Below are 14,915 nucleotides of genomic sequence, written 5' to 3'. Positions count from 1 at the left end.
CTCGGCTGCAGCAGTACCTCGAAGGCCTGCGCACCGAGCCCAAATCGCACGCCTCGCTTCATCCTTATCCCGATGACACCCGCCTCATCGAGGATCGACTAAAAGACGAACTGCACAAACTTGGGCCCGTCTCGACTCCTGAACAGAGGAAACTTGTCCAGAATGTTGCCAGCCATCAACGCAAATTTAGTGATTGGCTCCAAACGAAGGAGAAGGGGAGCATAACGAGTCGACTCAGCGGCAGTGATCAGCTGCAGCGGTCGTTGCAAGCGGATCATGAGCAATTTACCGCCGAGGGAAACAACTCTGCGAGTCTCGATAGACTCGCTCAGTATCTACAAGTCGTCGATGCGAACGAGGCGCTGGGGCTGCAAGAGCTTCCCGCAACGCCGTCCGAGGAAGCTTGGGATTTGCTGAGAGAGCTGTGGTCGTCTGCTCAGCCGGATCAACCCCGCGAGATGCGTGATGATGCTCAGTCGGCGCCGGTGTCCAGCCCCGCCGCGCGACCGACGCTCTTTATGGCGCCATCGGGCGCGCCTCAGGAGCTGGAGGATATCGGATATAGCGAGGGCTTGCAGGACAGCTTTCAGGGTGAGCTCTACTCGGTCACATGGGGGCCTGAACGGCCCAGGAATGCTCAATTAATCGATCATCCGCGCACATCCTCAGCTTCCGGCGCTCAGATCGGCGCTTTGGATCCGACTTCGCCGCACGACGGTAGTGGGCGGGTGCTGGGTCTCACGGAGTGGCTGAGCGACGACCATATAAACAGGGATTACGAGCTCCTTGGGCACGACCTGCTCAGGAATAATCCCTATCTCGCCGCTCGCACGCGATTCGTGGATCCCCTTGTCTCCCAGCTGCTTCGCGAGGGCGAAAGCAGCGCCGCGGAACTCACATTCGGGCGCATCATTGGTGGCCAGAATGGTAGCGATACAGCCGACTTCCTATTCCTGCCAGTAAACAATGCCAGCGCTGCGGGTCACAATCGGCACGGCACCCATTGGTCGCTGCTGCTTGTTGATCGCCGTGATCGGAAAAGGCCGCTCGCCTATCACTACGACTCTTACGGAGGACTGAACAGTGAGCCCGCAGCAATATTGGCAGGACGGTTGAACGCCAGCCTACAAGACGCCAGCATAGGCCAGCAAACCAACCCTTATGATTGCGGTGTGTTTGTGTTAGCTGGTACGCGGGCCCTCGTCGAAAGATTGGCACAGGGACGGGAGGACATAGCTCATCTCGACAACCTCCGCCCCGATCGGCAGGCTTTGCGAAGCCGACTGAGGACCCATCCCGGCTGAGCTTGATCGGTGATCAGAGCTCTAGCAGGACCGATCGACATTCAGGATTCAATTTGAGTTGATGCGTGTTCATAGGCTTCCAGATTCGGTCTGGAGAGCGATGGATGGCACGGCGATATGACACTGAGCAGCGAGCAATGGCAGCGTATCGAAAGTCTGTTGCCTGGCAAGGCTGGTGATCCCGGCCGCAGCGGTCGGGACAATCGGCTGTTTGTGAACGGGGTCTTGTGGGTCCTGTGCTCCGGGGCGCATTGGCACAACCTTCCTGAACGCTATGGCAAGTGGAAGACGCTGCATCAGTGACCTGCCATTGAATTTCATCCGGCTGCAGTTAAAGGCTCGGCGGGTTTTACGCCGTATGGCGCGGGTTGAGCCACGGGCGATCGGCGGAGCTGGTCGGGGTTGCGCAGCCGATCGTCCGTTGCGGTGAGATTGGCGGCTTAGGCCGCAGGCGTGAGGTATCCGAGCGCCGAATGTGGGCGCGATCGGTTGTAGTCGTCTGCCATTTCGGCGATGGTTGTTCGGGTGGTCGAGGCCGAGGAACAGGGTTTCGTTCAGCAACTCGTCCCGCATCCGCCCGTTGAAGCTTTCGCAGTAGCCGTTCTGCATCGGCTTGCCCGGCGCGATGAAGTCCATTCCACCTGATGATCCTTCGACCAGGCGCGGATCGCGTTCGAGGTGAACTCGGTGCCGTGGTCAGAGACGATCATGCCCGGCTTCCCGCGCCGGGCGATCAGTTCCGTCAGTTCACGCGCCACCCGGCGCCGGAGATCGAGATGTCCGGGATCGCAGCCAAACATTCGCGCGTCACGTCGTCGACGATGTTGAGGACGCCGAAGCGCCGGCCTGCCGAACTGGTCATGGACGAAATCCAGCGACCAGCGCGCGTGTTCGGCTTCGCCTGAACCAGGATCGGTGCCCGCGTTCCTGCCGCTCGGCGCCTGGAGCGTCGCTTGCGCACGGCCAGTCCTTCTTCGCGATATAGCCGGTAGATGCGGTTGATACCCGATGCCTCGCCTTCGCGCCTGAGCAGAATGAACAGCCGCCGATAGCCGAAGCGCCGGCGCTCGTTGTCCAGGTCGCGTAGCCGGCCGCGCAGTGCCGCCTCAGGTGGGCGACAAGAACGATACCGGATCATCTTGCGATCGGCGCCCACGAAGGAACAGGCCGCCGCTACCGACAGGCCCATCGTGGCCTGCAGATGCGCGACGGCTTCGCGCTTGGCGGCGGGCCCTACCATTAATGGGATGGTCCGCCCTGTCGTCCCGCAGCATCATCTGGGCAGTCACAACAAAGGAGGTTGCAATGTCCCCACGGAATGCGCCGCGCCCTGCGGCCGTCTATGGTGTCGATATCGGCCAGAACATCTTCCACGTCGTCGGCTTGGATAGCGACGGCAAGTCCGTCCAGCGAGTTCGCTTCCGACGCGATACGTTGATGAAGTTCTTTGACCGGGCAGCGCCTGCAATCGTCGGGATGGGATCGTGCGCTGGATCGCAATGGATCGCCAGGAGACTTCAGATACTGGGGCACAAGGTAGGCATAGCAATCTCGACAACCGTGATGCCACGCTGCGAGAAAAGTTGGCAATCTGACGATTCCGAGAGCTTGCATTCCCATGGTGAAAAATCACCATCGCCTGATCGAACGACCCGCTTTCTGTGATTTTCGCCGAGACGACGTTGTTCTGCTCGATATCAGTAGAAATCCGGATGGAAATTTGAGCCACCCATCTTGCCTTTCAGACCCCTGATCACTCACATTCGGGTCTGGATCAGCCACGGCTTTGTCCGCAAGGGCCGTTGGTTCTTCCCTTCCTCACCGCGTCGCGCCCGCCGCTCGTCCCAATAATCAAGCCAACTATGATACACTCTGATTCGCCGCCAACCTGCAGGAAACCGCCCCTACGCGCTCGAATACACCTATATGTCTCATTAACCAGTGGCCAACAGGTGAGTGCGTGAGCGTCGGCCGGCGGTGGGGGCGATGGTGCACTCCAACGGCATCATTTCATTCACTACTTTTGTCTGTGGTGAATGCCCTGTATTTGGTGACTGGTGTGGCCGCACGATCACCATCGCTTGGTTTGACAGCCTTGTTGCCGAACAAATCGCGCGGATCGTTCACCATTACCGCGAGGTTATGGCGTGTCGAACAGCCAAACGTCTGGTCGAGGAATTCGGTGTCGGGTAACATACCGGAAAACAGCGGACAGTCAGGGGGGCGGGCAAGATAGACAGTCGCCTCTATTCGCGCCGTGCGGCCGTCGTGTTGGTCCGTCAACTGGATGTTGTAACCGTCGATCCCCATCTGCTTCGCCTGATGGACTGCCTCTGCGCTCAGCCCGGATGACCCGCTGATAAGCAGATGAAGCGCATCGCGCCGACCGCGGCTGGCCCTCTCAAGAAAAGTACGCAAACGCTGCCGTTCGGAAGCGCGAAGGCTCTCTAAAGTCATAACGGCGGTCTCCTGCCGGATAAGGATCGGTGCCGGCGGCTCGACAGGGATCGGCGGGCTTATGCAGCCACTTAGGCTTGCCGCTAGAGCGACCAGGTGAACTTTAATCCGCAACGTCATTTGATCACAGCTATTCGATGATATAGCCGGCGCTGTTCTTGGCGCCTGGCGCGCCGGTGCGGGCGGTAGCGTGGCCTCGCGGCCGGCTTGGCAAATTCGATCCAGACCTGCCATCATCCAAAGGCGACGCCATCCGATCCGTAGGCGCGCTCATCTGGTCGGGGCTCGACCCTGGTCTTACGATGTAGGGCGTGACCAGAATAACCAGTTCTGATTCCTCCTTTTGAAACGAGGACGAACGAAACAGGGCGCCAAGGATCGGCACCTGACCCAGCCCGGGAAAAGCACTGATGTTATTGCTGGCGGTACGTCTGATGAGCCCACCGATTGCAAAACTCTGCCCACTGGCGAGCTCGACGACTGTGTCGGCACGGCGAGTGGCAATTGCCGGCACGGAAATGCCGTTGATTTGAACGGCACCTTGAGACGTCAGTTCACTGACTTCGGGCTTTACGCGAATGTTGATCTGGTTGTTGTCGAGAACGGTAGGTAAGAATTCCAGGCTGACGCCGAAGTGACGAAATTCAATTGAGACTTGCCCATTTTCCTGCGGCACAGGAATGGGAAATTCGCCGCCGGCGAGGAAGCTGGCGGTTTCGCCGGACATCGCCGTGAGGTTGGGCTCGGCCAAGATAGAGGCAATGTGCTCCTTGGCGAGCGCGTCGAGAACCGCGCCGATACTGATGATGCCATCGTCGTATCCGATTTCCGCTGTGCCGCCACCATTAGCCGCACCAGAGCCGGCACTTTTGCCGCCGCCGCTTAACAAACCGAGTTTGAAATTGCCGATCTGACCCAGGGCGGACAGGTTAAGCCCAAGCTCCTTCATTGCGCCACGGGAGACCTCCGCTACGCGCACACTCAGGTTCACCTGCAAGGCCCCAGCGACCTTGATTTTGTTGACGACCTGCGCACCGTCACCGAGAAATTGCTCGGTGATCTTTTTCGCCGTCTCCACGGCTTCAGCGTTGGGCGCTGTGCCGCTAAGGACGGCGCCGCGTGGAGTGTATTTGACGCGGATTGGATAATCGCCGACCTGATCCCTCAACATCGCCCGCAGATCCCCAATTGGTTCCGAGACAACAATCTGCAATTCGGCGAGGGCCTCACCGTTGTCGTTCAAGGCGAATAAGGTGGTCCGCCCGGATTTCTTGCCAAAGACGAAGATGGTTTTGTTTGAGGGTGCCTGATAATCCGCGATCGTCGGGTCGGCAACAAAGATGGTGGCGGCTGGCGCGGGCAGATGAACTGTCTTGCCGAGCGAAGACGAAAGGTTCAGCGTGGCATTGATGCTGTCGGAAGCCGCACGCGGCGCCGCTTCATCCCCGTTGTTTTGGGCCGCGACAGAAAATGGAGATAGCAGCATGAGCCCGCATAGGAAAAGGCCCAAGCAAGGACGACCGGCAGCTCTCCAGCCGCCGATGAGCCTCGGCCGCTGACTGATTTCAGGGTGACGAGTTGTAATTGTTGCCAAGACAGTTTTCTTTCACAGTCACCAATCAGCCGGATGTCGCGGAAGGCAATTCAAGAATGTAGCCAATGCCACGTACGGTCGTTATCCGTGGCGTGGCACCTGACCTACTCAGATGTCCACGTAAGCGATAGATTCCAACTTCAAGCGCATTGGTCGATACCTCATCATTGAAAGAATAAAGATGACCTTCCAACTGCTCACGCGGCACGATGCGGCCTGCACGGCTAAGCAAATGCTCAAGAATACATAGCTCGCGGCGTGCTATGGTCAGCGGATCACCTGCAACGGAAACCTGTCGACTGATCGGGTCGAAGTTGAGGTTGCCGAATACATGAATGGGGTCGGTCATCTGTATCGCCCGGCGCTGAATGGCTCTCATTCTGGCGATCAGCTCGACAGGAGAGACGGGCTTGAGCAGAAAATCGTCCGCGCCGCCGTTGAAAGAAGCAATTCGCTTCTCGGAATCGTCGAGGCAACTCATAACCACGACAGGAACTGAATGCCCCTGGCTTCTTAGCTGCCTCAGCCAGTCCAAGCCATCGCCATCAGGCAGCACCAACTCCAGCAGAAGAATTTCGTAGCTCGCACAATGAAACGCACTCGATGCCTCTTCCAGAGTACAAGCTAGGTCAACGGCAAAACCGTCATCGGCGAGCGCAACGCGCAGCGCGCGTGCAAGATCCGCTTGGTGATCAACGAGCAGCGTTCGCATTCGATCTCTTTACGCAAAGTAGAGTTGTCGATTGAGCAGGTCGCCGTCGGCTACGAAGCCGGAACAGCAGCAGGAGTCACACAACTCGTGGCCGCGGTCGTGGCGGTTGTTTGAGCCAAGTAATCGCCGGAGCCTGCAAGGGCCGGCAATGCTCGCGGATAGAAGCATGTGAAGACGGTTGCCGGACTCAATCCGCCGGTCGGCCGACCCAAAATGCCACCAGTTCCCCCTACGATTTCTCCGCGCATCGATACTCCTGCGTGCAGCCCCCTGCCTCCATCAGCGCGTCCAGCGCCCATGATTCGATGTGTGGGAAAGCGTTAGCGTCGAGAAGCTGACCGGAGAAATCCATAGTTCTGAACCGGCGCATCCACGCGATGGATGCATGAGCCGCATTCCATATCAAGAGTGAGCTGGCCGGCCTGCGTGCCGCCGCCGATTTCAGGGGCATGGACAATGCTGGATCAGGCCCGTTAAGGCCGCTGATGCGCGAGCGAGTAGTTTGACAGACGCTGCTAGCGCCGCGGGCGCCTTGCCGCTTCGACGACACGCTCATGACTTTGCGGACAGGTCGCTGGATGCCGGCCGCCGACTATCCACGAATTGGATAGTACGTATTGCTACAATCAATTTCTACAATCTTACAGAACCCTAATAAAACAGGCCTGGATGAAAGCGCGCTTGCCCGTCCCTCGTGATTATTGCGTCGGTTGAGGTCGCCGTGAAAATGCGGAGAGGAACATGTGCGGAATTGTTGGCATCGTTGGATGGCAGCCGGTGTCGGAGCGGTTGGTGGACGCCCTGAAGCGTCTGGAATATCGCGGCTATGATTCGGCCGGTGTTGCGACGATCACCGACGGCGCGTTGCATCGCCGGCGTAGCGAGGGCAAGCTCATCAACCTCGAGACGAGGCTGAAGGAAGAGCCGCTGAGCGGCACCATCGGCATCGCCCACACACGCTGGGCAACCCATGGGGCACCGACGGAAGGCAATGCGCACCCGCACTTCACCGACGGTGTGGCCGTCGTCCACAATGGCATCATCGAAAACTTCGCCGAGTTGAAGAACGAATTGGGGGTGGGAGCCGAGTTCCAGACCGAGACCGACACCGAGGTCGTAGCGCATCTGCTGGCAAGACACCGCCGGGAGGGCATGGGACGGGGCGAGGCAGTACATACCATGCTGAAGCGGGTCAGGGGTGCTTACGCACTTGCGATCCTCTTCGAAGATGATCCGTCGACCATCATGGCGGCGCGCAATGGGCCGCCGCTGGCGATCGGCCACGGCAACGGCGAGATGTTCCTGGGCTCCGACGCGATCGCGCTTGCTCCCTTCACCAACGAAATCACCTATCTGATGGACGGCGACTGGGCCATTGTCGGCAGAACGGGCGCCCAGATCTTCGATTTCGACGGCCGTCCCGTAGAGCGTGCGCGACAGACCTCGAAAGCCTCGGCCTCTCTGGCCACCAAGGGCTCCCATCGCCACTTCATGGAGAAAGAAATTCACGAGCAGCCCGAGGTCATCGCCCATGCGCTCGCTCATTACATCGACTTCGCAGACAATCGCGCCGACACGGTCGCGGGCCTCGATTTTGCCAGGATACCTAGCCTGGCAATCTCCGCCTGCGGCACCGCCTATTTCGCTGGACTGATTGGCAAATACTGGTTCGAGCGCTATGCGCGCCTGCCGGTTGAAATCGACGTAGCGTCCGAATTCCGCTACCGCGACATTCCGTTGTCCCCGCAATCAGCGGCTCTTTTCATTTCGCAGTCTGGCGAAACCGCCGATACGCTGGCATCGCTTAGGTACTGCAAGGAGCTTGGGCTGAAGATTGGCGCCGTGGTCAATGTCGGAGACTCGACCATCGCTCGAGAGGCCGACGCCGTTTTCCCAATCCTTGCCGGATCGGAGATCGGCGTCGCGTCGACCAAGGCTTTCACCTGCCAGCTTGCCGTTCTCGCCTCACTCGCCATTGGCGCTGCCAAGGCCCGCGGAACCGTGTCTGAAGATGAGGGGCAAGCGCTCGTCAGGAACCTTGCCGAAATGCCGCGCATCATGGGCCATGTACTGAACAGCATCCAATCCAAGATCGAGTTGCTGGCGCGGGATCTGTCAAAGTGTGATCATGTGTTGTATCTCGGCCGTGGCACCAGCTTCCCGCTGGCAATGGAAGGTGCGCTGAAGCTCAAGGAGATTTCCTACATCCACGCCGAGGGCTACGCGGCGGGCGAATTGAAGCATGGTCCGATCGCATTGATAGACCAGAACATGCCAGTGATCGTGATCGCGCCACATGACCGCTTTTTCTACAAGACCCTCTCCAACATGGAGGAGGTGGCCGCCCGTGGAGGGCGGATTATCCTCATCACCGACGAGAAAGGGGCGGCCGCATCCAATCGCGACACCATGCATACGATTGTGCTGCCGGCTGTCGACGAGATTATTGCGCCGATGATCTTTTCGCTGCCCATACAGCTTCTTGCCTATCACACGGCGATCCTCATGGGCACCGACGTTGACCAGCCGCGCAACCTTGCGAAATCGGTCACCGTCGAATGAGGGGAAAGCGTTTATAGCTGGCGACGTTCGTCCATGAAACGCCAAACCTCTTTCTGGGGTGTTTTTGAACCCGCCGGTCGGCAAGCACGATCCCGTTCATCCATCCCATTCCCCGTGAACACATACAAACCAAAGAGCCTCAGCAGGCTCGTCCCCCTTTGGTGCTGGTGAGGCGATCGCGGCTAGTGAGGGGGGCAGAAAACGAAGCACCGTTCCGGCGCCGACGGTTTCAGGCTTGCCGAGCAGCGATCCTTCCCCTCTTCAAACGAAGGGCAGACGCCACTTGCACGCCGGTCGCGGCACTGCCGCTAAAGCCCCGATGATGTCTCCCGCAGTTGATCTAGCGCAGGGCGGCGATGAACCCCGCTGTGCAGAATGGCTCGCGTGCACGATGCAGGGAGATCGTTATGAAAATTCTACTCGCAGCCATGGCTGTCGCCTCGCTGGCAGCTATCCCTTCTGCTACGCAATCAAGTTTTGCCGACCTCAGAGAGATGGCACTGGCCACCTTCGAGGCTTTGCCATCCGCCACGCCGACGGTTTCCAACAACCCGATCACGCCAGACAAGATCGCCCTGGGCAAGGCACTGTTCTTCGATCCGCGCATCTCGTCGTCAGGGGTATTGTCGTGCAACTCGTGCCACAACTTGGCAACCGGGGGCGACGACAATCGTGAAACCTCGATTGGCCACGGTTGGCAGGAGGGAGCTCGCAACGCGCCGACAGTTCTAAACACTGTTTTCAACAGCGCGCAGTTCTGGGACGGTCGCGCCGAAGACCTCAAGGCTCAGGCCAAGGGACCAATCCAAGCCGCTGCCGAAATGGCCAACACGCCAGCTCAAGTTATCGCCACGCTCAAATCGATGCCGCAATATGTCGAATGGTTCAATGAAGCTTTCTCCGATGAAGCCGATAGCGTCACCTTCGAAAATCTAGCCAAGGCAATCGAAGCCTTTGAGGCGACACTGGTCACGCCGGCCCCGTTCGACGCCTTCCTCGCCGGCGATGATGCGGCCATGACTTCCGAACAGAAACAGGGGCTGGCGCTTTTCATGGACAAAGGCTGCTCGTCCTGCCACGCGGGTGTTAACCTTGGTGGGCGAGGCTATGACCCATTCGGTGTTGTCGAGAAGCCCAGCGCCGACGTTCTGCCGAAGAACGACAAGGGCCGATTCCTCGTCACCAATAAAGCCGAGGATTCCTACGTCTTCCGCGCTGCGCCGCTGCGCAATGTCGCGCTCACCGCGCCATATTTCCATTCAGGCAAGATTTGGGATCTCAAGCAGGCCGTCGCGATTATGGGGAGAACCCAACTCGGTGAAGAATTGACGGAGGAAGAAGTTGGCTCAATCGTGGCCTTTCTTGACTCGCTGACTGGTAAGCTACCCGAACTGGCATATCCCACCTTACCTCCCGAAACGGCGACCACGCCTCGACCTGTATCGCGGAACGTTGGGAAATAAATGGCTGGAGAGCGCTATCGGAACTCGTTGCTCACGCCATCTGTGGAACGAGGCGATCGCGAGCTCCATGAACCGGCTAATACCTGGCATGATCCCAGGTGCAGAAAGTGCTTCCATCGCGTGCTTTTGGCTATAGCGTCATGTGTATCGGCATCAGTCAGGCCAGAGAATTTGCAGGAAGCTTCACTCGCGCTGATCCGCAGAAGGTTCTGCGGCAAAGGTATTGCGCCATGTTTTGTCCGTCTGCGGTGGCGGTTGAACTCTGCCAATGTCGGTGAGAGCAGGAGAGTGCATATTGCTACCTCAGCAGCGGTCGCTGTCATGTGACTGCATTCTCTTGTAGCTTCTCAAAAACAAACTCTTTGCCTTTGCGCACGCTGTCCTCGAGTGGGCTCGCCTTCGCCAGATGCGCCGCAATCGCGCTGGCCAGCATGCAGCCCGTCCCGCGCACCGATCCGGCGAGGCGCGGTGCATCGAAGCGCGCTGGTTCTTGATCGAAGCGTAGCAGGATATCCGCTGACCGAGCCCCGATTGCATGGCCACCCTTGATCAGCAGCGCCTGCAAACCGGTCGCCAGCAATTCTCGTCCTTGGCGCAATGCGTCGTTTTCGTCCGCTGCCGGGTCTGTGCCGGCAAGGAATGCCAGCTCAATGAGATTCGGGGTGACGAGACGACAAACCGGCATGAGGTCGCGTGTCATGACGTGGATCGCGCTCGCTTCCAGCAGCTGCTGACCTGAGCTGGAGGCAAGCACCGGGTCGAGTATTGCCGGCACCTGCGGGTAGTCGCGCAGCACAGCGGCAACGGCAACAACGATCTCGGCCGTCGCGAGCATGCCGATCTTGATGGCCGCGACTTCATTGGCCTGCAACGCCGCGCACATCTGGGCGGCCACCAGGCTTGGTGACGAATGATGGATCTCCCTGACGGCCTCGTGCGTCTGCACCGTCACCGCCGTGACAGCCAGGCAGGCGCGCACCCCGATGGATGAGATCGTCTCGATGTCGCGGCCAATTCCAGCCCCGCCGCTGGAGTCCGATCCACCCACGACAAGCACATGCGGTTCTGCCTCAGCGCCATTGGTCCGTCTTTTCGATCCATTCCCGCGTGCGTGCTTCGGGGTCGTCGTTCAGCGTGATATCAGTCACCACCGCTGCGCTGTCGGCGCCAGCCTCGAAAGCCCCTTCGAGCCGGCCAGGGTTGAGGCCGCCGATGGCGACCAATGGGACAGGTGCTATCCGGCGCTTCCACTCGCCGATCCGTTCGAGCCCTTGCGGCGCCCATTTCATCTTCTTCAGGATGGTCGGATAGATGGGGCCGAGCGCGACATAGTCGGGCTCGGCGGCCATGGCCATTTCCAGTTCGGCATGATCATGTGTACTGAGGCCGAGCCTAACGCCGGCTGCCCGTATCGCCAGGAGGTCGGCGGTTTGTAGATCCTCCTGGCCGAGATGAACGAAGTCGCAGCCCTCGTCGATTGCCAAGCGCCAATGGTCGTTGACGATGAGCTGGCATTGTTGCTCGGCGAAGGCCTTTGCCTTGCGGATTTCGGCGCGCAACCTGGCCTCATCCTTGGTCTTGATGCGCAGCTGCACCAGCCTGACGCCGAGGGGCGCCAGCCGTTCGATCCAGACGCTGGAATCGACAATCAGATAGAGGGGGTCGAGCTTCATCGAAACGCTGCCCTGCCGAATGTCGGCGTCGACGGCACGGCGACATCGCGCGGTTCAAGCATTCCCGAACAAAAAGCTTCACGGCCGGCTTCGACGGCTTTGCCGAATGCGCGCGCCATGCCGACCGGATCGGCTGCTCTGGCGACCGCCGTATTCAGCAGCACGGCGTCAAAGCCGAGTTCCATGACAGTCGTCGCATGCGACGGTCGCCCGAGCCCTGCATCCACAATCAGCGGGACATCAGGGAAATGTCCGCGCATCGAGCGCAGTGCCATGATGTTGACCGGGCCGAGGGCGGAACCGATCGGTGCGCACCAAGGCATCAAAACCTTGCAGCCCGCATCCAGCAGCCGCTCGGCGACAACAAGGTCGTCGGTGGTATAGGGCAATACATCAAAACCGTCCTCGCACAGAATGCGAGCGGCTTCGACCAGGCCGAACACATCCGGCTGCAGCGTGTCTTGGTTGCCGATCACTTCGAGCTTGATCCAGTTCGTGCCGAACACTTCGCGCGCCATGTTCGCCGTCGTGACCGCTTCCTTGACGGAGTGGCAGCCTGCGGTGTTGGGAAGGATTCTCGTGCCGAGCGCGCGGATCAACGACCAGAATTTTTCGTCAGCCCTGCCGCCGGCCATCTCACGTCGCAAGGACACGGTCACCACCGACGTGCCCGACGCCTTGACCGCATCGGCAAGGATGGCCGGCGAAGGATACTGAGCCGTGCCGAGAAGCAGGCGAGATGGAAGCGTCGTCCCGAGAAGCTCGAACATGCTAGCCTCCCTGCATGGGCGAGAGGATTTCGATCCGGTCACCGTCGCTCAACCGGAACTCCGCCCGGTTGGCCCGGTGCACGAGGTCGCTGTTGACGGCGGTCGCCAGCCAGTCGCCTTCATGGTCGAGTGCAGCTAGCAGAGCCGCCAGTGTTGTGGCGTCAATCTCAAGCGCTTCGCCGTTAACGATCAGTTTCACTAGCAAGCTCCGTGGGTTTGTCCTGACTGAAGACGAGTTCGGCCGCCTGGCGCGCCATGGCTGGGGCGAGCAGAAAGCCATGGCGATAGAGGCCGTTGATCGCGACGGTGCTTCCGCGTGCCTCGACACGCGGCAGGTTGTCTGGAAAGGCCGGACGAACCCCGACGCCAGTTTCAACGATCTCAGCCTCGCCGAATGCCGGATGGAGCGCGCAGGCGGCGCTGAGCAACTCCATCATCGAACGCGCCGTGACCGGTCCAGTGGACTGGCTCTCGATCATCGTCGCGCCAACCATGAAACGACGGCCGGTGCGCGGCACCACGTAGAGCGGAAAGCGCGGATGAAGCAGCCGGACCGGTCGCGACAGCGAGACATCCGGCGTGCGCAGGATCAGCATCTCGCCACGAACGCCACGCAGCCGGTCGTCGTCCGTCGCCACACCCGTGCAGTCGATCCGGCGATCGAAACCGGAAATGTGCCGGGCGTCAGTGCCGAAGCGGAATTCGACGCCCATCGCCGCCAGTCGGTCATGCAGTGCCGCCATCGCCCGGCGCGGGTCGAGATGGGCCTCGTCCGGGAAGAGCAACCCGCGGCGGAAACGGCCGGCGAGGTCGGGTTCCAGCGACGCGATTTCATCCTCGTCGAGGTACCGATGACCCGACGTGCGGCTGGCGAACCGGTCGAGTTCGCCCGCATCGCGCGGCGCTGTCACGACCAGCGTTCCGGCCCGCGTCACCTGCCCGGGTGTTGCCGCCTCCCACCAGTCGGCGGCGTCCCGTCCGAGATCCAGCACCGGCTGCTCAGCGCTTTCACGCTCGCACCATGGTGCCAGCATGCCGCCCGCGAACCACGACGCATTGCTGCCAAGGGCATGCCTTGTCTCGGCAACTGTCACCGCCGCCCCGCGTGTGGCGAGCTCGAAGGCTGCGGTGAGGCCGGCGACGCCGGCCCCTTGGACCAGCACCCTCATGGTTGCTCATGCGCCTGTGGCATGAGCGGTGCGCCGGTCTCGTCCGCCGGCACATAGAGATCGCCGCCCTCGCGATATTTCGCCGCCATGGCCGCCATCCCCTCTTTCTGTGCCTCGGCGCGGATGTCGTGGGAGATGCGCATGGAGCAGAATTTCGGCCCGCACATCGAGCAGAAATGCGCCAGCTTGTGCGCCTCTTTGGGCAAGGTCTGGTCGTGGAAGGAGCGCGCGGTTTCGGGATCGAGCGACAGGTTGAACTGGTCTTCCCAGCGGAACTCGAAACGCGCGCGGGACAGGGCATCGTCCCTGAGCTTCGCCGCCGGATGCCCCTTCGCCAGGTCGGCGGCATGGGCGGCTATCTTGTAGGTGATCACGCCGGTCTTGACGTCGTTGCGATCGGGAAGGCCGAGATGTTCCTTCGGCGTGACGTAGCAGAGCATGGCGGTGCCGAACCAGCCGATCATGGCAGCACCAATGCCTGAGGTGATGTGGTCATAGCCCGGCGCGATGTCGGTCGTCAGCGGTCCCAGCGTATAGAACGGTGCCTCGCCGCAGACGGTGAGCTGCTTGTCCATGTTCTCCTTGATCTTGTGCATCGGAACGTGGCCGGGCCCCTCGATCATCACCTGGCAATCCTTTGCCCAGGCGATCTTCGTCAGCTCGCCGAGCGTTTCCAGTTCGGCGAATTGCGCCGCATCATTGGCATCGGCGATCGAGCCCGGACGAAGGCCGTCGCCGAGCGAGAAGGACACGTCATAAGAGCGGCAGATGTCGCAGATTTCCTCGAAATGCTCGTAGAGGAAGCTTTCGCGGTGATGGTGCAGGCACCATTTGGCCATGATCGAGCCACCGCGCGAGACGATGCCGGTGACCCGGTCGACCGTCAGCGGGATGTAGTGCAGCCGCACACCGGCATGGATGGTGAAATAGTCGACGCCCTGTTCGGCCTGCTCGATCAACGTGTCGCGGTAGATTTCCCAGGTCAGGTCCTCGGCGATCCCTCCGACCTTCTCAAGCGCCTGGTAGAGCGGCACGGTTCCGATCGGCACCGGCGAATTGCGCACGATCCATTCGCGGATGTTGTGGATGTTGCGACCGGTCGACAGGTCCATCACGGTGTCGGCGCCCCAGCGGATCGCCCAGACCATTTTTTCGACCTCTTCGGCCATCGAGGAGGTGACCGCGGAGTTGCCGATATTGGCGTTGATCTT

Annotated in this window: 12 protein-coding genes and 3 pseudogenes; 4 read left to right on the top strand and 11 right to left on the bottom strand. The window is 60.3% G+C overall.

Annotated elements, in window-relative coordinates; all coding sequences use genetic code 11:
• On the top strand, positions 1 to 1,304 hold a 1,304-nt coding region (locus MESCI2_RS1000000138150; RefSeq protein WP_245270474.1), incomplete at its 5' end, for a Ulp1 family isopeptidase.
• A 117-nt stretch (positions 1,305 to 1,421) separates the two neighbouring features.
• Positions 1,422 to 1,604, top strand: a pseudogene (locus MESCI2_RS01000000135605) (IS5/IS1182 family transposase); the annotation flags it as partial.
• 17 nt (positions 1,605 to 1,621) lie between these two features.
• Here the strand turns inward: MESCI2_RS01000000135605 and MESCI2_RS01000000135600 are convergent.
• From MESCI2_RS01000000135600 to MESCI2_RS0125350, 5 genes and pseudogenes are all read right to left on the bottom strand, one after another.
• Positions 1,622 to 2,544 (bottom strand): annotated as a pseudogene (locus MESCI2_RS01000000135600) (IS3 family transposase); the annotation flags it as partial.
• 298 nt (positions 2,545 to 2,842) lie between these two features.
• Positions 2,843 to 3,175: pseudogene (locus tag MESCI2_RS1000000139060) on the bottom strand (dienelactone hydrolase-related enzyme); the annotation flags it as partial.
• A gap of 139 nt (positions 3,176 to 3,314) precedes the next feature.
• Positions 3,315 to 3,881 carry a CpaD family pilus assembly lipoprotein gene (locus tag MESCI2_RS0125360; protein WP_027038944.1) on the bottom strand — a complete coding sequence of 189 codons (567 nt, stop codon included), beginning with the start codon at positions 3,879 to 3,881 and terminating at the stop codon, positions 3,315 to 3,317.
• A 10-nt stretch (positions 3,882 to 3,891) separates the two neighbouring features.
• Positions 3,892 to 5,355 (bottom strand): type II and III secretion system protein family protein, encoded by a 1,464-nt coding sequence (locus MESCI2_RS0125355; protein ID WP_430981685.1) that lies wholly within the window; start codon positions 5,353 to 5,355, stop codon positions 3,892 to 3,894.
• Positions 5,356 to 5,380: 25 nt separating this feature from the next.
• Positions 5,381 to 6,067, bottom strand: coding sequence for a response regulator (locus MESCI2_RS0125350; RefSeq protein ID WP_027038942.1), 687 nt, complete (start codon positions 6,065 to 6,067; stop codon positions 5,381 to 5,383).
• A 741-nt stretch (positions 6,068 to 6,808) separates the two neighbouring features.
• Between MESCI2_RS0125350 and glmS the strand changes: the two genes are divergently transcribed.
• The gene (glmS, locus tag MESCI2_RS0125340) at positions 6,809 to 8,629 is read left to right on the top strand and encodes a glutamine--fructose-6-phosphate transaminase (isomerizing) (RefSeq protein WP_027038940.1); all 1,821 of its coding nucleotides are present in this window, start codon (positions 6,809 to 6,811) and stop codon (positions 8,627 to 8,629) included.
• 407 nt (positions 8,630 to 9,036) lie between these two features.
• Positions 9,037 to 10,092 (top strand): cytochrome-c peroxidase, encoded by a 1,056-nt coding sequence (locus tag MESCI2_RS0125335; protein ID WP_027038939.1) that lies wholly within the window; start codon positions 9,037 to 9,039, stop codon positions 10,090 to 10,092.
• 319 nt (positions 10,093 to 10,411) lie between these two features.
• Here the strand turns inward: MESCI2_RS0125335 and MESCI2_RS0125330 are convergent, their stop codons facing one another.
• The 6 genes from MESCI2_RS0125330 to thiC all read right to left on the bottom strand — a co-directional run.
• Positions 10,412 to 11,140: a hydroxymethylpyrimidine/phosphomethylpyrimidine kinase gene (locus MESCI2_RS0125330; RefSeq protein ID WP_245270473.1), complete on the bottom strand. Its 729-nt coding sequence runs from the start codon at positions 11,138 to 11,140 to the stop codon at positions 10,412 to 10,414.
• Between the two features lie 22 nt (positions 11,141 to 11,162).
• Positions 11,163 to 11,765, bottom strand: a complete 603-nt coding sequence (locus tag MESCI2_RS0125325) for a thiamine phosphate synthase (RefSeq protein WP_027038937.1) — start codon at positions 11,763 to 11,765, stop codon at positions 11,163 to 11,165.
• On the bottom strand, positions 11,762 to 12,535 hold the full coding sequence (locus MESCI2_RS0125320; RefSeq protein WP_027038936.1) for a thiazole synthase: 774 nt from the start codon (positions 12,533 to 12,535) through the stop codon (positions 11,762 to 11,764). The genes MESCI2_RS0125325 and MESCI2_RS0125320 overlap by 4 nt, the downstream gene beginning before the upstream one ends.
• Position 12,536: 1 nt before the next feature.
• Complete coding sequence (gene thiS / locus MESCI2_RS0125315) at positions 12,537 to 12,734, bottom strand: sulfur carrier protein ThiS (RefSeq protein WP_027038935.1); 198 nt, start codon at positions 12,732 to 12,734, stop codon at positions 12,537 to 12,539.
• Complete coding sequence (gene thiO / locus MESCI2_RS0125310; RefSeq protein WP_027038934.1) at positions 12,718 to 13,704, bottom strand: glycine oxidase ThiO; 987 nt, start codon at positions 13,702 to 13,704, stop codon at positions 12,718 to 12,720. The genes thiS and thiO overlap by 17 nt, the downstream gene beginning before the upstream one ends.
• On the bottom strand, positions 13,701 to 14,915 hold a 1,215-nt coding region (thiC, locus tag MESCI2_RS01000000135590; RefSeq protein ID WP_032901362.1), incomplete at its 5' end, for a phosphomethylpyrimidine synthase ThiC. The genes thiC and thiO, both read right to left, overlap by 4 nt.

This window comes from Mesorhizobium ciceri WSM4083 (assembly GCF_000519305.1).
In the GTDB taxonomy this organism is placed as follows: Bacteria; Pseudomonadota; Alphaproteobacteria; order Rhizobiales; family Rhizobiaceae; genus Mesorhizobium; species Mesorhizobium ciceri_B.
This window is presented reverse-complemented; position numbering and strand designations above follow the sequence as displayed.

What these genes read in the sequence shown, in the direction of transcription:
- MESCI2_RS0125360 (WP_027038944.1), bottom strand. Translation starts at nt 3,881, where the DNA reads ATGACGTTGCGGATTAAAGTTCACCTGGTCGCTCTAGCGGCAAGCCTA.
- MESCI2_RS0125350 (WP_027038942.1), bottom strand. Translation starts at nt 6,067, where the DNA reads ATGCGAACGCTGCTCGTTGATCACCAAGCGGATCTTGCACGCGCGCTG.
- glmS (WP_027038940.1), top strand. Translation starts at nt 6,809, where the DNA reads ATGTGCGGAATTGTTGGCATCGTTGGATGGCAGCCGGTGTCGGAGCGG.
- MESCI2_RS0125335 (WP_027038939.1), top strand. Translation starts at nt 9,037, where the DNA reads ATGAAAATTCTACTCGCAGCCATGGCTGTCGCCTCGCTGGCAGCTATC.
- MESCI2_RS0125325 (WP_027038937.1), bottom strand. Translation starts at nt 11,765, where the DNA reads ATGAAGCTCGACCCCCTCTATCTGATTGTCGATTCCAGCGTCTGGATC.
- MESCI2_RS0125320 (WP_027038936.1), bottom strand. Translation starts at nt 12,535, where the DNA reads ATGTTCGAGCTTCTCGGGACGACGCTTCCATCTCGCCTGCTTCTCGGC.
- thiO (WP_027038934.1), bottom strand. Translation starts at nt 13,704, where the DNA reads ATGAGGGTGCTGGTCCAAGGGGCCGGCGTCGCCGGCCTCACCGCAGCC.